This window comes from Curtobacterium sp. RM9, assembly GCF_054956955.1.
In genome coordinates this window covers 994972-1012147 of sequence record NZ_CM143271.1, presented here as the reverse complement: position 1 = coordinate 1012147, position 17176 = coordinate 994972, and the positions used below count along the sequence as shown (strand labels likewise).

The following is a 17176-nucleotide window of genomic DNA, read 5'->3' as shown; positions in this document are numbered from 1 at the left end:
CGAGTCTACCGACCACCACGGGTGTCCGCAGTGCGCCACGTCCAGTCCGGGGGGTGTTGCATCGGCGAACTCCGACGTACCGTTGCTCCGCCCACCCACCACGGGCCCGGTCACCTGACCGTCGGAGAGGATCTCACCATGTTCAAGGAACGCCTCCGTCGCCTGACGCTGCCGCTCATCGCGATCGCCGCCGTCAGCGTCGCGGTCGTCGCGCCCGCCACCGCAGCGTCGGCCGCCTCGCCGGTGCCGCACGGCAAGCCCTACGCCGTGTACACCGCCTACCTCACGGAGCGTGGGTCCGGCACGGGCTACTCGTCGTACATCAACGTGCACGACGCCAACAACAACGCGTTCTCGCTCGGCATCCAGTCGGACACCGCCGCGCCGCAGAGCAAGGGCCAGCCGCGCTTCATCTGGGAGCGCGTGCAGAACGGCAAGTTCACCTACGGCTACATGAGCGCCGCCTCGCACGCCAAGACCGCCGTCGGCTTCCGCTGGTACAAGAACAACGTCGCCGCGGTCATGCTGCACGGCAAGACGGTGGGCACCATCGACCTGAAGCTGTCCGGCCGACTGTTCTTCAACGCCGAGGCCAACGCCCGCCTCAACGGGGACGTGGTGCACTCGCAGGTCACCGACGTGAAGATCACCGTCGGGGACACCGCGAAGAACACCGGCCTGGTGGGAAACTGGAACACGAGCTTCTCGTTCCACGGCCTGAAGGCGAAGCAGACGAACGCGCCGGCCGTGTGGGGCGCGAACTTCGCGATCGACGGCAAGGTGACCGGTCTTCCGCGCGGCGGGAACTGGGACACGACCGAGGTCGCCGGCATCGCGATGATCGCGCAGCGCTGGTAGCAGCGGGAGCGCCGCGCGCGCTCCCGCTCGGAACCGGTCAGGCCACCGCACGGGGGTCCTGGTCCGGGTCCGTCCCACGGAGGACGGCGACCACCGGGTCGTCGTCCTCCGTCGTTGCACCGGGCACCCGGTCGTCGTGGTCCTCGTCGTGGAACATCACGTCACCCGACGCCGTCGCGGTGGGCACGGCGGGCTCGTCGTCGACGGGGAGCGCCCCGGTCGGGACCTCCTCGGGCACCGTGCCGGTCACCTCGCCGGTGTGCGGGTCGACCGTCGGCACGCCCGCCGGGACACTCGGCCCGGCGTTCGACTCCCCCACCTGGCGCGGCACGCGGATCCAGTTGCTGATGCCCCACGCAAGGTCGTGGCCGATGCCCTCGGCGTCGATCTCGACCGAGGTCCCGCCGCGGCCGTCGCGCTCCCACGTCCGGATGCGGACCCGCCCGGTGACGACGACGCGGTCGCCCTTCTTGACGGACTTGTGGACGTTGGCCGCGAGTGACCGGAAGGCGGTGATCGTGAACCAGTTCGTCGCGCCGTTGGTCCACGTCGCGGTGGCCCGGTCCCAGCGGCGGGACGGGGAGGCGAGTCGCATGCTCGTGATGGCGATGCCGGTCTCGGTGACGAGGTGACGGGGTTCGGTGGCGATGATGCCGCAGACGGTGATGGTGTCGTTCATGCCTCGATCGTCGAGGAGCCCCGGGGCGCGACAGCGCCTCGGGGCTCCTCGTGTGACCGGTGGATCGGATCAGGCGACCTGTGCAGGACGAGTCCCCCGCGCCTCCCGTCCGTCAGTGCGCGCGGAACTCCGGACGGTCGGCCAGCGGACCGAGCGCGGCGTGGACCGCGCCCTTCGCCGACGCCAGCGACGGGTACGTGCCGCCGGCCCCGCCGCGTCCGTACAGCTCGACGCGGAAGCCGCCCTCGGCGCGGTGGATGCTGCCCACCGCCCCGGCCGGTCCGACCGCGACCCAGGTCCCGGTGTTGTTCGTCATCGTTCGACCACCTCCTCGTGGCCCCGACGTCGCTGGGGTTCAGGACGCCAGGATGTACTGACTGTAGGCCTTGCGGACCTTGTTCACCTTGGGCAGCGCGACCGCGAGGCAGTAGCCCTGACCGGGGTTCTTCGCGAAGAAGTCCTGGTGGTACTCCTCAGCGCGCCAGAACGTGCCGAGCGGCTCCACCGTGGTCACGATGCCGCCGTCCCAGATGTCCGCGGCGCGCTCGATCGCCCGTTCGAACAGCACGCGCTGCCCGTCGTCCGCCGGGAACATCGCCGAGCGGTACTGGGTGCCGACGTCGGCGCCCTGGCGGTTCAGCTGCCGCGGGTCGTGCAGCGTGAAGAAGACGTCGAGGACCACGTCGGCCGGGATCACCGTCTCGTCGAAGGTCACCGCGACGGCCTCGGCGTGACCCGTGGTGCCGGTGGTGACGAGCTCGTACGAGGGGTCGTTCACCTGGCCGCCGACGTAGCCGGACACGACGTCCTGCACGCCCTGCAGCGTCCGGTACACGGCGTCGAGACACCAGAAACATCCACCTGCGAGCACGAACGTGGTCATGGGGGCAACCTACCTTCCTGGGCTCCGGGAGAGCCGCGATCGGGGCGTACGTCCTGCACAACTCGAACCGTCGTCGCCGTGTTCCCCAGCACCGCCGTCGGGACTCGGCGTGTCGGTGGTCGGTCGTAACGTCGGAGCACACCCCGACCGGCAGGAGGCACCTGATGCAGACGCTCGAACCCGCACTGCGGATCCGCACCGCTGGCGTCGCCCGCACCCGCGGCGACCTCCGCATCCTCGACGTGCGCGACGACCTCGCGCGGGTCACCCGGGCCAACGGCGAGGTCGTCGGCTACGTCGACCGCCTCGACGTCGCCGGGGGCACCGCCTACCGAGCGCGGCGCTACGTGGCGACGGAACGTCGGTTCGTCGAACTGCCGAACGTCTGGTCGGCGGACGACGCCGTCGACTGCCTCCGCTGGGGCTGACTCCCGTGCCCGCGCCGATGTGCGGAACGCCGGGCCGCCTCCCGGGTGCCCGTCCGTTCCGTGGTTAGGGTTCGCGCATGGACTGGTGGAACGACCTGACCGACTGGATCTCCTCCGACGAGGGGTGGCGCGTGCTCTCGGGCGCGATCATCCCGTTCGTCGCGATCGTCGTCGCCGGCATCGTCGCGGCGTTGATCGGCCGCGGCGCGACCAAGCGGGTGGTCGCGATGCAGGAGCGCGAGGCGCGCAACGCCGCCGTCGCCGGCGTCGTCTCCGCGGCGCGCAAGGCTGCCAACTGGGGTTCGCTCGGGCACGACGAACGCGGCTACGCCGACCACCTCGCCGAGGACGCCGACATCCGGCTGCGGCTGCTCCCGGTCTCCGGCGCCCCGCTCGCGGCGAACTGGGCGCAGCACGAGATCGCCGACATCAAGAAGAACTCCTCGACCTTCAGCTTCCAGGCCGACCAGTCGCTCGCCGAGTTCCGCGACCGCATGCTCGAGTGGCAGGCTCGGCCGAACCGCGCGCGCAAGCTCTTCAAGAGCGACCTCGAGCGCTGGAAGTTCGACTCGCCGGACCCGGACGCCGAGCTCATCGCCCGGCAGCAGGAGTGGAACGCCGACCAGACCGGGTCGAACCGCGCTGGCGCCTCGGACCGATCGGCCTCGGACGGCTCCGGCGTACAACAGGCCCCCGCGGCTGCCAGCAGTGCCGCGGCCTCGTCCGGCGTCGGCTCCGCAGTTCCGGGTACCGCCGGTGGTCCGTCGTCCAGCACCCCGGCGGGCGCCGCTCCGGCAGGCGACACGCCGACCACGACCTCGCTGCGCCCCGCACTCCGGCGCCCGTCGTCCGCCGACGGCCGCTCCGACGACGGCACGCCTGCGGCCCCCGCGGCAGGTCGAGCGCCGGCCTTCTCGGTGAGCCGCGGCAACCGGTCGGACCCGAACGCGACCACCCCCTTCGGCGCGACGGGTGCGACGACCCCGATCGGAGACGCAGGAGCGACCAGCACCCCCGGTCACGACAACGACGACGGCCGCACACGGGCGTACGGCGACGAGACCTCGCCGGTCCGCCCGTCCCTCGGCTCGCCGTCCCTCGGCTCGCCGTCGTCGCCTGCTCGACGTCCGGGCAGCGCCGTCGACCAGGACGACGACGCCGCGGTGGACGACGACGCGGCGCTGCGCGGCTCGACCGCCCGACCGGCCGACGCCCACGTCAACCGCACGGACGGACGCCCCGACGGCGACCGCCAGGACCGCCCTGCAGGCACCACGTCGGTCCCAGCCCGGATCGCCGGCACCCCGGCCGAGCCCGCCGATGCCGACGAGACGTCGGAGGCGCCCTACACGCAGCCGATCAGCGCGAGCGAGCTGCGCCGTCGCGCCGCCGACGACGACTGACCCGCCGCCCCACCAGCAGCCATGACGAAGGCCGCCGTCCGACCCGGACGGCGGCCTTCGTCGTGCGTGCCCCCGGCAGGAATCGAACCCGCGGCACGGTGGGTAGAAACCACCTGCTCTATCCACTGAGCTACGGAGGCGGACGGCGACGATCTTACCCGCGAGGCCGTCTCACCCGCGAGGCCGTGCCAGGCGCTGCACGAACCGGTCGACCTCGCGCTGCGACCGGAGTCGGACGATCCGCAGGTGCGGCGCGCTCGACGCGAGGGCCGGGACCTGCGCGCGCATCTCGTGACGGACCCGGATCCCCCACCGCAGGATGTGCCCGCGGTCGGTGAAGAACGTCCACAGCGACGGCTCGACGTTGCCGTTCCAGAGCTCGGTACGGCGGAGACGTCGGCGGACGGTCCGACGCACGAGCCGCCACAGCCCCTGCGCGATCGGCAGGTCGATCCAGACCAGGGTGTCCGCACGCTCGGCCAGCATCGGACGCGTCGCGCTGTACTGCCACTCCACGACCCACCCCTCCGCACGGGTCACCGCGTCGACGTCGGCGACGAAGGACTCCCGGGGGACCCAGCCCGGGCCGTGGTACAGCGAGTCGATCTCGGTGTGCGGCGCGTCGATCGCGCGGCCGATGCGGCTCGCGGTGGCCGTCTTGCCGACGCCCGCGGTCCCGGCGACGAGGACGCGACGGGGCGCGGGGTCGAGGAGGTCGTCGACGGTCAGCACGCGACGACGATACCGACCGGGCACGCTCCGGGCACCTGCGCGGTTCGACCACGGTTGACCGGGTGTCTCCCCCGCGTTCGCCTCCGGGACACCGCCGCTCCCTAGCGTCCCGAGCATGCACTCCCCCGGCTCCGTCCTCGCGATCATCCCGGCCCGCGCCGGGTCGAAGGGCATCCCCGGGAAGAACCTCCGCGCGGTCGCCGGGCGCTCCCTGCTGCGCCGTGCCGTGGAGTCGGCCCTCGCGGCGACGACGATCGACGCGGTCGTGGTGTCGACGGACGGGGACGCCATCGCGACCGAGGCGCTCGCAGCCGGAGCCCGGGTCGTCCGTCGCCCCGCCGACCTGTCCGGAGACGAGGCCTCGTCGGAGTCCGCGCTGCTGCACGTGCTCGACGCCCTGGCCGACCGCGCGGACGCAGGCGAGCACGACCCCGCAGGCGAGCACGACGGCGCAGACACGCACGAGCACGCCGTCGAGCCCCCCGACGTCGTCGTGTTCCTCCAGGCCACCTCGCCGTTCATCGACCCCGCCGACCTCGACGTTGCCGTCGGACGGGTCCGTGCCGGCCACGCGGACAGCGTCTTCGCGGCCGCACCCTCGCACGCCTTCCTCTGGCGCATCGACGAGGACGGCACCGCCCGCGCGGTGAACCACGACGCCGCCGTCCGGCCCCGCCGGCAGGACCGCGAACCGGAGTTCCGCGAGACGGGCGCGTTCTACGTCTTCCGCGCGGCCGGGTTCCGGGAGCACCGGCACCGCTTCCACGGCCGCGTCGAGCTGGTCGTCGTCGACCCGAGGACCGCGATCGACGTCGACGACCCGGCAGACCTGGCACTCGCCGAGCACGTCGCCGAGCACCACGAGGACCGCGAAGCCCGCGAAGCCCGCGAAGCCCGCGACACCATCACCACCGCATCGAACGGAGCACCATGAGCGTCACCATCGGCACGTCCACCATCGGCGCCGGCCACCCGGCGTACCTCATCGGCGAGATCGGCCTGAACCACAACGGCGACGTCGACATCGCGAAGCAGCTCATCGACGTCGCGGCCGACGCCGGCCTGCAGGCGGTCAAGTTCCAGAAGCGCACTCCGGCGATCTCCACGCCCGAGCACATGAAGCAGACCCCTCGGAGCACCCCGTGGGGCGAGATGACCTACCTCGAGTACCGCTACCGGGTCGAGTTCGACCGCGAGCAGTACATCGAGATCGGCGACCACGCGACGCTCCGCGGCCTCGACTGGTTCGCGTCGCCGTGGGACGAACCGAGCGTCGACTTCCTCGAGGACCTGAACGTCGTCGCGTACAAGGTCGCCTCGGCGTCGGTGACGGACCTCGGTCTGCTCACGGCGGTCGCGGCGACGCGCAAGCCCGTGATCCTGTCGACCGGCATGTCGACGCTCGAGCAGATCGACCGCGCCGTCGAGACGCTCGGCACCGAGCGACTCGTCCTCATGCACGCGACGTCGACCTACCCGTTGCCCGCCGAGGAGGCCAACCTCCGCATGATCGACACCCTCGCCCACCGCTACGCGGGCGTGCCGGTCGGCTACTCCGGGCACGAGCCCGGGCTGCAGATCTCGATCGCCGCCGTCGCACTCGGGGCGACGGCCGTCGAGCGACACATCACGCTCGACCGGACGATGTGGGGTTCGGACCACGCCGCCTCGCTCGAGCCGCACGGCCTGCAGACGCTCGCGCGCGACGTGCGGATCATCGAGACCGCACTCGGCGACGGCGTCAAGCGCATCTTCCCGGGCGAACTGGCACCGCTGGCGAAGCTGCGTCGCGTCGGCGCGTGAGCACGGACCGCCGCGAGTCGACGGCCGGTCTGGAGCCGCACCTCCTGTCCGCCCCGCAGGATCGCGGGCCGGCGGCCGGTCTGGAGGCGCGCCTCCCGTCCGCCCCGCCGTCCCGCGCCCGTCGCGTGGTCGGGCTGGTCGACACCGACTCCTTCGCGAAGTGGGGCTCGCATCTGCTCGCCGCGGCGCCGCCCAACTGGCAGCTGGAGCTGCTGACGGTCCGGACGCCGCAGTCGGCGAGCCGCCAGCAGCTCCGCGCTGCGTTCCGCGGTCTGGACGAGCGACTCGTACACCTGGCGGACGACCCGCCTGCACCGCTCGACGTCGACAGGATCGTCGCCCGGCTGCAGGACGACCCGCCCGATGCGTTGCTCGTGGCGTGCATCGGGCCCGTCGCCGAACTCATCGTCGGCGAGGTGCACCGTCGTGTCCGCCGTCGCCCCGTGCTGCTGACCGGGTTGCCCGGGATCTCGTACCCGGCGAAGTGGAAGGGCGTGTTCTTCCGCGCCCGCGCGGACCTGTTCGTCCTGCACAGCCACCGGGAGGTCCGCGCCTACGAACAACTCGCGACCGAGGGCGGCATCGAGCCGCACTTCGCCCTGGCGACCCTCCCCTTCGCCCGACGTCCGCCTGGCCGGTCGGGTGCCCCGGTCCGGCAGCGCGACAGCGTCGTCTTCGCGGCGCAGCCGAGCGTCCCGGCAGAGCGGGCGGACCGGGAGCGCATCGTCGGGTGGCTCGTGGAGACGGCACGCCGTCATCCGGAGTGGCGCGTCGTCGTGAAGGTCCGGGCGGCCGCGGGCGAGCAGCAGACCCACCGGGAGCAGGACCCGTACCCGGACCTCGTGCCGCACGACGCGCCGCCGAACCTCGTCGTCGAGGGCGGGTCGATGGCGGAGCACCTGGACCGGGCGGTCGGGCTCGTGACCGTGAGCTCGACGGCCGTGCTCGAAGCGGCAGCCCGCGGCGTCCCCGCGCTCACCCTGACGGACTTCGGCATCGGTCGACCGCTCATCAACGAGGTGTTCGTGGGGAGCGGCCTCGAGGGCGACGCGCGCGACCTCGTCGAGGGACGCTTCGGGACTGTGGACCCGGCGTGGATGCGCGACAACCACTTCCACACCGAGTCGGACGACGACTGGGCCGTCCGGGCCGAGGCGCTCATGGCGCAGCGGGACGCCGGGCTCCTGGTGGACCGGCCGACGGCCCGTCGGAGTCGCGGCGGCGTGCTGCGGCGTGCGTGGGAACGGCGGAACGCGCTCGGCTCGGCGGACCGTTCCGTGCTGGGTCTCGTCGCGCTGCTGCTCGGCACGCCGGTGCGGACGGCCAAGCGGGCCGCGCGGCGGGTCCGGCGACTCGTGCGTCCGGTGCCGGTGCTCGGGGCGCCCCGGTCGCAGCGGGAGCAGCAGCGGACTGCAGCCGACTTCGGGACGGCCCCGACGCCCTGAACCGGCGCCGCCTGCGCGCGGTCACCGGCGGGACGGCGGTGCGCCGCGCCTCCAGGCCGTCAGAGGGCCCGCGCGACCGCCGAGAGGAGCTGGTCGCGGGTGGGGACGCCCGGGGAGCGGAAGACCTCGACACCGTCGTCGCGCCGCACGATGATCGTGGGTGTCGACCGGATGCCGAGGTCTTCCGCGAGGTCGGGGTACGCGGCCACGTCACGCTCCTGCACCGCGAGCCCGGGGACGAGCACCGACGCCTCGGCCGTCACCCGGCGGGCGGCGGCACACGGCGCGCAGAACGCTGACGTCCAGAGATCGAGCTGCATGTGGGGCTGCAACGCGGCCGCGGAGGGTTCTACTCCCGGTCGAACTCGCCGCTGCGGTCGCCGCGCTCCTGCAGGTCGTCGACCGGGTCGGAGTCGGCGGCGTCGTACGCGTACTCGACCGAGGTCTGGTCGAGGACCTGGCGGGTCTTCGTGGCCTTGTAGACGAAGGCCGTCTGCAGGCCCTCGACGTCCGCGTACACCGTGACCTCGTCGTCCACCGCGTCGGTCGTCGCCGTGCGGGTGTCGGTCGTGCCGTCGAAGGGGCCGCCGTGGAAGATCGCGGTGTACTCGTCGCCTTCGTGGATGGTGATGTCGCTCATGCGTCCCTTCTACCAGGAACGAGCTGTTGACCGATTCATAGCCAGGCTATATAGTTTCACTGTGGAAATGACGCACGAGCAGACGATCGAGACGCTCCTCGTGTCCGTGAACCGCCTGATCCGCACCGCGGTGCAGGCGACGGGCAACACGACGACGGCAGCGGTCTGGCGGACCCTCGGGATCCTCGAGACCGACCAGCCGCTCCGACTCGGCGAACTCGCCACCGCCTCCCGCGTCGCCCAGCCGACCATGACCCGTCTCGTCACGAGCATGACGGCCGACGGGCTCATCAGCCGATCGGTCGACCCCGACGACTCCCGCGGGCAGCTCATCCAGATCACCGACGCCGGGCGGGCTCGACTCGCCGACTGGCGGAACACCCTCACCAGCACGGTCGGCCCGCTCTTCGCCGACCTCGACGACGACGAGTGGGACGTCCTGCACGACGCCGCCGCGATCATCGCGTCGCGCAGTGCCACCACCAGAACGGAGACCCTCGCGTGAACACCCACGCACCAGCTGCGTCCGGCAGCATCCTCAAGCAGTCCTCGGCGGTGTGGGCGATCGCGTTCGCCTGCGTCGTCGCGTTCATGGGCATCGGCCTCGTCGACCCCATCCTGCCGGCGATCGCCTCGTCCCTGCGAGCGACCGCGGCGCAGACCGAGCTGCTCTTCACGAGCTACCTCGCCGTCACGGGCGTCGCCATGTTCTTCACGAGCTGGGTGTCGAGCCGCATCGGGCCGAAGAACACCCTGCTCATCGGCCTCGCGCTCATCGTGGTGTTCTCCGTCCTCGCCGCCACGTCGAACAGCGTGTGGAGCATCATCGACTTCCGCGCAGGCTGGGGCCTCGGCAACGCCCTCTTCATCTCCACCGCGCTCGCGACGATCGTCGGCGCGGCGTCCGGCGGCACCGCCTCGGCGATCATCCTGTACGAGGCCGCGCTCGGGCTCGGCATCGCCGTCGGCCCGCTCGTCGGCGGGCTGCTCGGGTCGGTGAGCTGGCGCGGCCCGTTCTTCGGCGTCACCACGCTCATGGCGGTCGCGTTCATCGCCATCGTCACGCTCCTGAAGTCGAACAGCCTCGAGAAGCCGACGCCGACGAAGCTCTCCGCACCGTTCCGTGCGCTCGGACGCCCGGCGCTCGCGGCCCTCGCCGTGACCGCGCTCTTCTACAACATCGGGTTCTTCGTGCTGCTCGCCTACACGCCCTTCCCGCTCGGCTTCGGCGCGCTCGGCATCGGCTTCACGTTCTTCGGCTGGGGGCTCGGCCTGGCGATCACGTCGGTCTGGGTGGCTCCCATGCTCACCGCTCGGATGCGCCGGACCTCGGTGCTCAAGATCGCGCTCCCGCTGCTGGCGCTCGACCTGTTCGCCGCCGCGGTCGTCGTCCGCTCGCAGGTCGGTCTGATCATCTGCGTCATCGTCGGGGGCCTCGTGCTCGGCGTCCTGAACACCGTGCTGACCGAGTGCGTCATGGAGGCCACCGACCTCCCCCGGTCCGTCGCGTCGAGCGCCTACTCCGCGGTGCGGTTCATCGGTGGCGCGATCGCCCCGCCGGTGGCCACGCTGCTCGCGGACGAGTTCGCTCCGTCTGCCGCGTACGTCTTCGCGGGGGTGTCGGTCGCGGTCGCGTTCGTGGTCGTGGTGCTGACGACGAAGGTGCTGCGGCGGGTGGACGAGGGGGCGGTGCCGGAGTCCGAGCGCGTCGAGGCGGAGGCGATCTCGGCGGGCGAGATGGCCTGAGGGGTCGGGAGGGGGCTCGGGGGGGCGTTCCGGACAACCGGGCTTCCGGTCTGCGAACGGGCGGGATCTGCTGCGTGCAGGTCCCGCCCGTTCGGCGTTGCCGGGGCGCCTGGTGCGGGAGCGCTGCGCGAGCGGGCGGATCGTGCACGTGCAGCAGGCGCGACGCTGCCGGATCCGCCCCTTCACGATGGCGGTGACGAGGGCCGGCGCGGGGCGTTCCGCGAGCGGGCGGATCGTGCGGGTGCAGCAGGCCCGGCGCTGCCGGATCCGCCCGCTCGCGATGGCGAAGACGAGGGCCGGCGGGTTGCTCTGTGCGAGCGGGCGGATCGTGCGCGTGCAGCAGGCCCGGCGCTGCCGGAACCGCCCGTTCGCGATGGTGGTGACGAGGGCCGGCGGGTTGCTCTGTGCGAGTGGGCGGATCGTGCACGTGCAGCAGGCTCGGCGCTGCCGGATCCGCCCGCTCGACTGCGGGGGCGGATCCGGCAGCGCGAGCGGGCGGAGTCCATCCCGCGCGCGGCAGGGCTCCTGCGATTCCGCCCGCTCGTCGGGGGCCGGCGCCCTGCGCTCCGCGAGCGGGCGGAAGGTGCAGTGCCACGAGGCGGGGCCGAGCGTTTTCCGCCCGCTCGTGTGGGGCGTGGGGGTGACCACCTCGCATCGCGACGTCGCCGCCCGTGGTGAGCCGCGCCTCCAGGGCGGGTGGCGGCGCGGGCGGGCGGAATCTGCAGGGTGCAGCAATCCAGCTGCACGCAATCCGCCCGCTCGCGCAGGAGCAGCGTGCGGAACCGGCGCGAGTCGCGCGGGCCGGTGCGCGGGACCGGCGCGCGCGTCCCTCACCTGCCGCCACGGCCGGCACCGGGGACGTCGGGGCTGCGGAATAGGATCGGGGCATGGCAACTGCGAACGACCGCCTCGTCTGGATCGACTGCGAGATGACCGGCCTCGACATCGAGGTGGACGAACTCGTCGAGGTGGCCGTCGTCATCACCGACTTCGACCTCGTGCCCGTGCACCCCGGGTTCGACATCGTCATCAAGCCGGACCAGTCGGCGCTCGACAACATGAACGAGTTCGTCACGAACATGCACACGACGTCCGGTCTCATCGACGAGATCCCGCACGGGGTGAGCCTCGCGGACGCGGAGTTCCAGGTGCTCGAGTACATCCTCCAGCACGTGCCCGCCGAGGGTGCGGCGCCGCTCGCGGGCAACACGATCGGGACGGACCGGTCGTTCCTGGCGAAGTACATGCCGCGGGTCGACGGCCACCTCCACTACCGCAGCGTGGACGTGTCGAGCATCAAGGAGCTCTGCCGGCGCTGGTTCCCGCGCGTGTACTTCAACGCTCCGGAGAAGCACGGCGGGCACCGGGCGCTCGCCGACATCCTCGAGTCGATCCGCGAGCTCGAGTACTACCGGCGCGCCGGCTTCGTCGCGGAGCCCGGCCCGACGACGGAGGACGTCCGCGCCGTGGCGGCCGAGGTCGTCGAGCAGTGGGCGCCGCGACTCGCGCAGCCCTCGACCGACGCGGTCGCCGAGAGCGAGTCCGCCGCACCGACCGCCTAGGAGTGGTCGGCGGGGCGCGCGGCATGTACTACTATTGAGTGGTCGCGCTGGTCCGCCGGTGTGCACATGGTGGGTATAGCTCAGTTGGTAGAGCGCCTGGTTGTGGTCTAGGAGGTCGCGGGTTCGAGACCCGTTACTCACCCCAGTTCGTGAAGGCCCCGTCCGAGAGGACGGGGCCTTCGTCGTCTCCGATGCAGATGTGCCACGATCGGAGCGTGATGGAGATGTCCGCCGACGCGTTCGAGCAGCTCGTGACCGACGAGCTCGACCGGCTGCCCGACGAGATGGTGGACGGGCTCGACAACGTGGTGTTCGTCGTGGAGGACGAACCAGAGGACGGCTCCGACCTGTTCGGCTACTACGACGGAGTCGCGGCGACGGAGCGTGGGCAGTACGGGTTCGGCGAGCTCCCGGACCGGATCGTGGTGTTCCGGAAGCAGCACCTCGAGGAGTGCGACACGGTCGAGGAGCTCCGGGACGAGGTGCACACGACGCTCGTGCACGAGATCGGTCACTTCTACGGGATCGACGACGAGCGGCTGCACGAGCTCGGCTGGGCGTAGGCACGCGGCACGGCAGCCGCAGGCGTCAGGCCGCAGCGGCAGGCCGCACGCGGCACGCGGCACGGCAGCGGCAGGCGGCCCGGGGCGAGTCTCGCGCCGAGCGACACTCCACGGGCGCGCGAGTGCGTGAACTGTCGCGACGCGCGAGACTCGGGCAGCCGAGACGCGCGCACGCAACGGGGGCATCCCAGACGCGCGCACGCGACGGGGCCCCGAGGCCACCCCCTCAGAACCGCGTCGGCCCCACCTCGTGGTACCGCTCCCACGCGTCCACCGGCCCACGCCCGTGCAGCACGTACTCCCCCACGAGCCGCTCCTTGTAGACGGCGGGGTTGTGCGACGCCACCACCCGGGCGTTCCGCCAGTGCCGGTCGAGCGCCCGTGTCCGGTCCGCCGCCGAGGCGCCCCCGACCTCGAACAGCTCCGAGGCCGACCGCAGCACCCGCGGCCCGATCTCGACCTGCGCCTGGTACACGGCGTTCTCGGCGGCGTCGAGCAGCGCGTGGTCGACGCCGACCCCGGGCTCGTTCGTCGCCACGACCCCGTCCAGCAACCCGGCCGCAGCGACGACGAGCGACCGCGCCGTGAACGCTCCGGCCGACAGCCGTCCGAGCACGGCCAGCACCTGCGGATCCTCCCCCGGGGTCGCGGCGTTCGCGTGGATGTACGTGCGCGTGCGCGGCCGGACGAACGCCACGGCGTCGTCGACGACGGCCTGTCCGATCCCGGCGAGCACTGCCAGCAGGTACAGCTGGTAGAAGGCCTGGATGTGCGACAGCGGGGCGTCCCGGTAGGCCGAGATGACCGACGGGTCGACGGGCACGCGGTCGAACACGGTCGTGCCGGAGGCGGTCAGTCGCTGCCCGAAGCCGTCCCAGTCGTCGATCCCGGTGACGCCCGGCGCGTCGGTGGGCACGGCGAACGTCACGCGCTCGCCGTCACGGTCGGCCCCCAGGTAGATCCAGTCGGCGTAGAGCGTGCCGGTCGAGTAGAACTTCCGCCCGTCGAGCCGCCACACACCGTCAGCGTCGGGAGCGACGGTCGTCGAGATGTCGGCGAGGGTCGTCCCGGTGCGCTCCGAGGTCGCGTTCCCCACGATCGCCCCGCGGACGATGCGCTCGAGCCACTCGTCGCGAGCGGGCGAGTCCGGCCGGAGCAGCACGAGTTCGGTGTACCCGAAGTGCCCCCGCCAGAGGTGCGCGACGTTCGAGTCCGCTGCGGCGAGGTCCGTCACGAGGTGCGCCAGCTCGACCAGCGTCACGCCCCAGCCGCCACGCTCCTCGGGGACGCGCAGCCGACCGAAGCCCGCCTCCGCGAGCGCGCGCACCTCGGCGTGCGGCAGCTCCCGCTCGCCCGGCGCGCCGGACGCGAGCTCGCGCGCGACGGCACCCTCGCGGATGCGGTCGAACACCGGCGCGAAGTGCTCCCGCAGTGTCGTCAGACGGTCGGCCGGTGCGTCGGCCTGGAGGCGCGGTGCACCCCCGGCGGTCACGGTCGCCTCCGTCATGCGGTCACCCCGACGGCGTCGCGCGCCTGACCCGCGCCGGTCGCGTCGGTACCGCTGGCAGCTGCGCCGCTCGCGCCGCCGGAGAACGCGCCGCGCCACCGCCGTGCCGGGTGCGAGTCGGGCAGCTGCGCGTGTCCGAAGAGCTTCTCGCGGAGGGTGCCCTCCCGGTACTCGGACTGCATGAGCCCGCGCTCCTGCAGGGTCGGCGCGATGTCGTCGACGAACTCCTCGTACGACCCGGGCAGCGTCCAGTTGATGACGTTCACCCCGTCGACCCCGACCCGCTGCCACGCGGCGAGTTCGTCGGCGATCTGCTCGGGCGTGCCGACGACCCGGGCGCGGAGCTTCGCGGACAACCGGGCGAGGTCGGCGATGGTCGGCTCGCGGTCGCCGGCGGCCTCGCGGAGCCACTGCAGGTGCGACTGCCCGGCGTGCGTCCGGACCTCGGACAGCGGCGTCGCGGGGTCGAGCGGTTCGCCGGTGTCCGGGTCGAAGCCGAGGTTCGAGTGCACGAGGAAGCCGTCGGCCGCGAGGTACTCGTCGATCTCCGCTTCCTTCGCCTTCGCCTCGGCCTCGGTGGAGCCGGTGACGAAGGTCAGGCCGAGGAAGAACGCGAGGTCCTCACGACGTCGGCCGGCTGCGGCAGCGAGGTCACGGGTCTCGCGGATGAGCTGCTCGGTGGCGTCGCGGTTCGACGTGAGGATGAACTGCGCCTCGGCGTTCCGCGCGGCGAAGGCCCGGCCGGCCGGCGAGGACCCGGCCTGGAACAGCACCGGCGTCCGCTGCGGCGACGGCGCGGACAGGTGCGGCCCCTGCACGTCGTACCGCTTCCCGTGGTGGTCGATACGGTGCACCTTCTCCGGGTCGGCGTAGCCGCGCACCGGGTCCTTCAGGACGGCGCCGTCCTCCCACGACCCCTCCCAGAGCTTCGCGCAGACCTCGAGGTACTCCTCCGCCCAGGCGTAGCGCTCGTCGTGCTCCTCGAGGCGGTCCGCGCCGAAGTTCCGCGCGGCGCTGTCCAACGCGCTCGTGACGACGTTCCAGCCGATGCGCCCCCGGGTGATGTGGTCCAGCGTCGAGACCTTGCGGGCGAAGTCGAACGGGTGCGCCTGGATGACGCTCGACGTGAACGCGAGGCCGAGGTGCTCGGTGGACACGGCGAGCGCGGAGAGCAGCACGGACGGGTCGTTCGAGGGGATCTGCAGGCCCTCGCGGAGGTTCGTCGCGTAGTCGCCGCGGGCGGGGCCGTACGTGCCGACGACGTCCGCGAAGAACATCGCGTCGAACTTCCCGCGTTCGAGGGTCTTCGCGAGGTCGGTCCACAGCGTGACGTCGTCGAAGTCCGCCTGCCGGGCGTCGGGGTGCCGCCAGAGGCCGTGCTGGATGTGCGACGTCGTGTTCATGACGAAGGCCGCGAAGCGCAGCGGACGGGTCGGTGCATCGCTCATGCCGTCCATGGTCCCCGTGGACCGCGCTCCCGCGCTCATGACGTGACCTCGCGTTACGGGCGGTGTTCCGCGCGGCCCTGGAGGCGACCATGCTCCTGAGGCATGTCGACCCCGACCGCCGCAGCCGCGCCTCCCGTCCGTCCCGTCGCACCGTCGACGAACGCGACCCGTCGTCGGGTCGCCCTCGCGTCCTTCGTCGGGACGACCGTCGAGTACTACGACTTCTACCTCTACGCGACGGCCTCGGCCCTGGTGTTCGCGCCGACGTTCTTCCCGTCCGTGACGCCGGCGGTCGGCGTGATCGCGTCGTTCGCGACGTACGGCGTCGGGTTCGTGGCCCGTCCGCTCGGTGGGATCGTGGCGGGACACCTCGGCGACCGGATCGGGCGGAAGAAGCTGCTCGTCGCGTCGCTCGTGCTGATGGGGATCGCCTCGACGCTCATCGGCGTGGTGCCGTCGGCGTCGACGATCGGAGTCGGGGCGGTGGTCGCGCTCGTGGTGCTGCGCCTGCTGCAGGGCATCGCCGCCGGGGCGGAGTGGGGCGGGTCGGCGCTGCTGTCCGTCGAGCACGCGCCCGAGCGGCACCGCGGGCTGTTCGGGGCGTTCACGCAGATGGGGTCGGCGGGCGGGATGCTCCTCGCGACCGGGGTGTTCACGCTGGTGCGGACCCTGCTCGGCGACGAGGCGTTCCTCGCATGGGGTTGGCGCCTGCCGTTCCTGTTCTCGGCGGTGATCGTGGCCGTCGGGCTCGTGATCCGGCTCGGCGTGCAGGACGCGCCGGTGTTCCAGGAGCTGCGCGCGTCGGGCCAGGTGGAGCGGTACCCGGTGTGGCAGGCGGTCCGCCGGCACCCGCGGGCGATCCTCGTGACGGCCGGGCTGCGGCTCGTGCAGCCGGCGCTCTACTCGATCCTGACGACCTGCTCGCTGACGTACCTGCTCGCGAAGCGCGGCGAGGAGGGGTCGGCGGCGGGCTTGCAGGCCGTGCTCGTCATCTCGGCGGTGTCGCTCGTGTCGACGCCGTTCTGGGGCTGGCTGTCCGACCGGGTCGGGCGACGTCCGCTCGCCATCGGGTCGGCGATCGGCATCGGGGTGCTCATCTGGCCGTTCTTCGCGTTCCTCGACGCCGGGCCCCTCGTGCTGCTGCCCCTCGTCGCGCTCGTCGGGATGTGCGTCTTCCACGACAGCATCTACGGGCCGCAGGCGGCGTGGTTCGCGGAGCAGTTCCCGACCGGTCGGCGGTACTCGGGGATGAGCCTCGGGTACCAGATCGGGTCGATCTTCTCGGTGGGGCTGACACCGTTGCTCGCGGCCGTGTTCGTGCAGGTGGGCGGGGGCTCGCCGTGGATCCTGTGCGCGTACCTCGGGGTGTACGCGGTGCTCTCGATCGTGGCGGCGGTGTTCGCGGTGGACCCGGTCGCGGCCGCGCGGCGGGCGCGGTGAGCTGACCGACTCTTCGCGCTGAGCGACACTTCACGGCCG

At 72.4% G+C, this 17176-nt stretch carries 19 protein-coding genes and 2 tRNA genes; 12 read left to right on the top strand and 9 right to left on the bottom strand.

The window, feature by feature from the left end; genetic code table 11:
• The first annotated feature begins 138 nt into the window (after positions 1-138).
• Entirely contained in the window at positions 139-858 is a 720-nt protein-coding gene (locus tag ACY3FI_RS04810) for a hypothetical protein (protein WP_462549614.1), read from the top strand.
• 37 nt (positions 859-895) lie between these two features.
• Here the strand turns inward: ACY3FI_RS04810 and ACY3FI_RS04805 are convergent, their stop codons facing one another.
• The 3 genes from ACY3FI_RS04805 to msrA form a co-directional block, all read right to left on the bottom strand.
• Positions 896-1537 carry a single-stranded DNA-binding protein gene (locus ACY3FI_RS04805; protein ID WP_462549613.1) on the bottom strand — a complete coding sequence of 214 codons (642 nt, stop codon included), beginning with the start codon at positions 1535-1537 and terminating at the stop codon, positions 896-898.
• A 112-nt stretch (positions 1538-1649) separates the two neighbouring features.
• Entirely contained in the window at positions 1650-1853 is a 204-nt protein-coding gene (locus ACY3FI_RS04800) for a methyltransferase (RefSeq protein WP_462549612.1), read from the bottom strand.
• A 39-nt stretch (positions 1854-1892) separates the two neighbouring features.
• On the bottom strand, positions 1893-2420 hold the full coding sequence (gene msrA, locus ACY3FI_RS04795; protein ID WP_462549611.1) for a peptide-methionine (S)-S-oxide reductase MsrA: 528 nt from the start codon (positions 2418-2420) through the stop codon (positions 1893-1895).
• A gap of 164 nt (positions 2421-2584) precedes the next feature.
• On the opposite strand from msrA, the gene ACY3FI_RS04790 reads away from it, so the two are divergent.
• Together ACY3FI_RS04790 and ACY3FI_RS04785 are read left to right on the top strand one after the other, a co-directional pair.
• Complete coding sequence (locus tag ACY3FI_RS04790) at positions 2585-2848, top strand: hypothetical protein (RefSeq protein WP_462549610.1); 264 nt, start codon at positions 2585-2587, stop codon at positions 2846-2848.
• A 77-nt stretch (positions 2849-2925) separates the two neighbouring features.
• Positions 2926-4251, top strand: a complete 1326-nt coding sequence (locus ACY3FI_RS04785; protein WP_462549609.1) for a hypothetical protein — start codon at positions 2926-2928, stop codon at positions 4249-4251.
• Between the two features lie 67 nt (positions 4252-4318).
• On the opposite strand, the gene ACY3FI_RS04780 is transcribed toward ACY3FI_RS04785, so the two are convergent.
• Together ACY3FI_RS04780 and ACY3FI_RS04775 are read right to left on the bottom strand one after the other, a co-directional pair.
• Positions 4319-4391 (bottom strand) — tRNA-Arg (locus ACY3FI_RS04780).
• 31 nt (positions 4392-4422) lie between these two features.
• Positions 4423-4983, bottom strand: coding sequence for a P-loop NTPase family protein (locus tag ACY3FI_RS04775; protein WP_462549608.1), 561 nt, complete (start codon positions 4981-4983; stop codon positions 4423-4425).
• 115 nt (positions 4984-5098) lie between these two features.
• Here ACY3FI_RS04775 and ACY3FI_RS04770 point away from each other — a divergent pair, with 115 nt between their 5' ends.
• Genes ACY3FI_RS04770 through ACY3FI_RS04760 form a run of 3 tightly spaced genes read left to right on the top strand, consistent with a single transcriptional unit; the run spans position 5099 to position 8231 of the window.
• Positions 5099-5917 (top strand): acylneuraminate cytidylyltransferase family protein, encoded by an 819-nt coding sequence (locus ACY3FI_RS04770; protein WP_462549607.1) that lies wholly within the window; start codon positions 5099-5101, stop codon positions 5915-5917.
• Entirely contained in the window at positions 5914-6786 is an 873-nt protein-coding gene (locus tag ACY3FI_RS04765) for an N-acetylneuraminate synthase family protein (protein WP_462549606.1), read from the top strand. Before ACY3FI_RS04770 ends, ACY3FI_RS04765 begins: the two co-directional genes overlap by 4 nt.
• A complete protein-coding gene (locus ACY3FI_RS04760; protein ID WP_462549605.1) occupies positions 6783-8231 on the top strand; it encodes a DUF6716 putative glycosyltransferase in 1449 nt (482 codons plus the stop codon). The genes ACY3FI_RS04765 and ACY3FI_RS04760 overlap by 4 nt, the downstream gene beginning before the upstream one ends.
• 59 nt (positions 8232-8290) lie before the next feature.
• Here ACY3FI_RS04760 and ACY3FI_RS04755 read toward each other — a convergent pair whose 3' ends face one another.
• Positions 8291-8551: a thioredoxin family protein gene (locus ACY3FI_RS04755; RefSeq protein ID WP_462549604.1), complete on the bottom strand. Its 261-nt coding sequence runs from the start codon at positions 8549-8551 to the stop codon at positions 8291-8293.
• 29 nt (positions 8552-8580) lie between these two features.
• Positions 8581-8871 carry an oligoribonuclease gene (locus ACY3FI_RS04750; protein ID WP_462549603.1) on the bottom strand — a complete coding sequence of 97 codons (291 nt, stop codon included), beginning with the start codon at positions 8869-8871 and terminating at the stop codon, positions 8581-8583.
• 67 nt (positions 8872-8938) lie between these two features.
• Here ACY3FI_RS04750 and ACY3FI_RS04745 point away from each other — a divergent pair, with 67 nt between their 5' ends.
• The 5 genes from ACY3FI_RS04745 (at position 8939) to ACY3FI_RS04725 (ending at position 12742) form a co-directional block, all read left to right on the top strand.
• Positions 8939-9376: a MarR family winged helix-turn-helix transcriptional regulator gene (locus tag ACY3FI_RS04745; protein ID WP_462549602.1), complete on the top strand. Its 438-nt coding sequence runs from the start codon at positions 8939-8941 to the stop codon at positions 9374-9376.
• Entirely contained in the window at positions 9373-10617 is a 1245-nt protein-coding gene (locus tag ACY3FI_RS04740; RefSeq protein ID WP_462549601.1) for an MFS transporter, read from the top strand. Before ACY3FI_RS04745 ends, ACY3FI_RS04740 begins: the two co-directional genes overlap by 4 nt.
• An 887-nt stretch (positions 10618-11504) precedes the next feature.
• The gene (gene orn / locus ACY3FI_RS04735) at positions 11505-12179 is read left to right on the top strand and encodes an oligoribonuclease (protein ID WP_462549600.1); all 675 of its coding nucleotides are present in this window, start codon (positions 11505-11507) and stop codon (positions 12177-12179) included.
• 69 nt (positions 12180-12248) lie between these two features.
• Positions 12249-12324: transfer RNA gene (locus ACY3FI_RS04730), tRNA-His, on the top strand.
• 73 nt (positions 12325-12397) lie between these two features.
• On the top strand, positions 12398-12742 hold the full coding sequence (locus tag ACY3FI_RS04725; protein WP_462550309.1) for a metallopeptidase family protein: 345 nt from the start codon (positions 12398-12400) through the stop codon (positions 12740-12742).
• 226 nt (positions 12743-12968) lie between these two features.
• Here the strand turns inward: ACY3FI_RS04725 and ACY3FI_RS04720 are convergent, their stop codons facing one another.
• Positions 12969-14249, bottom strand: a complete 1281-nt coding sequence (locus ACY3FI_RS04720; RefSeq protein ID WP_462549599.1) for an acyl-CoA dehydrogenase family protein — start codon at positions 14247-14249, stop codon at positions 12969-12971.
• Complete coding sequence (locus tag ACY3FI_RS04715) at positions 14246-15697, bottom strand: LLM class flavin-dependent oxidoreductase (protein ID WP_462549598.1); 1452 nt, start codon at positions 15695-15697, stop codon at positions 14246-14248. Before ACY3FI_RS04715 ends, ACY3FI_RS04720 begins: the two co-directional genes overlap by 4 nt.
• Before the next feature lie 102 nt (positions 15698-15799).
• On the opposite strand from ACY3FI_RS04715, the gene ACY3FI_RS04710 reads away from it, so the two are divergent.
• Positions 15800-17137: an MFS transporter gene (locus tag ACY3FI_RS04710; protein ID WP_462549597.1), complete on the top strand. Its 1338-nt coding sequence runs from the start codon at positions 15800-15802 to the stop codon at positions 17135-17137.
• The last annotated feature ends 39 nt before the right edge of the window (positions 17138-17176 follow it).

Coding starts and splice junctions, on each gene's coding strand:
- ACY3FI_RS04810 (WP_462549614.1), top strand. CDS start 139: ATGTTCAAGGAACGCCTCCGTCGCCTGACGCTGCCGCTCATCGCGATC.
- ACY3FI_RS04805 (WP_462549613.1), bottom strand. CDS start 1,537: ATGAACGACACCATCACCGTCTGCGGCATCATCGCCACCGAACCCCGT.
- ACY3FI_RS04800 (WP_462549612.1), bottom strand. CDS start 1,853: ATGACGAACAACACCGGGACCTGGGTCGCGGTCGGACCGGCCGGGGCG.
- msrA (WP_462549611.1), bottom strand. CDS start 2,420: ATGACCACGTTCGTGCTCGCAGGTGGATGTTTCTGGTGTCTCGACGCC.
- ACY3FI_RS04790 (WP_462549610.1), top strand. CDS start 2,585: ATGCAGACGCTCGAACCCGCACTGCGGATCCGCACCGCTGGCGTCGCC.
- ACY3FI_RS04785 (WP_462549609.1), top strand. CDS start 2,926: ATGGACTGGTGGAACGACCTGACCGACTGGATCTCCTCCGACGAGGGG.
- ACY3FI_RS04770 (WP_462549607.1), top strand. CDS start 5,099: ATGCACTCCCCCGGCTCCGTCCTCGCGATCATCCCGGCCCGCGCCGGG.
- ACY3FI_RS04765 (WP_462549606.1), top strand. CDS start 5,914: ATGAGCGTCACCATCGGCACGTCCACCATCGGCGCCGGCCACCCGGCG.
- ACY3FI_RS04755 (WP_462549604.1), bottom strand. CDS start 8,551: ATGCAGCTCGATCTCTGGACGTCAGCGTTCTGCGCGCCGTGTGCCGCC.
- ACY3FI_RS04750 (WP_462549603.1), bottom strand. CDS start 8,871: ATGAGCGACATCACCATCCACGAAGGCGACGAGTACACCGCGATCTTC.
- ACY3FI_RS04745 (WP_462549602.1), top strand. CDS start 8,939: ATGACGCACGAGCAGACGATCGAGACGCTCCTCGTGTCCGTGAACCGC.
- orn (WP_462549600.1), top strand. CDS start 11,505: ATGGCAACTGCGAACGACCGCCTCGTCTGGATCGACTGCGAGATGACC.
- ACY3FI_RS04725 (WP_462550309.1), top strand. CDS start 12,398: ATGGAGATGTCCGCCGACGCGTTCGAGCAGCTCGTGACCGACGAGCTC.
- ACY3FI_RS04720 (WP_462549599.1), bottom strand. CDS start 14,249: ATGACGGAGGCGACCGTGACCGCCGGGGGTGCACCGCGCCTCCAGGCC.
- ACY3FI_RS04715 (WP_462549598.1), bottom strand. CDS start 15,697: ATGAGCGATGCACCGACCCGTCCGCTGCGCTTCGCGGCCTTCGTCATG.
- ACY3FI_RS04710 (WP_462549597.1), top strand. CDS start 15,800: ATGTCGACCCCGACCGCCGCAGCCGCGCCTCCCGTCCGTCCCGTCGCA.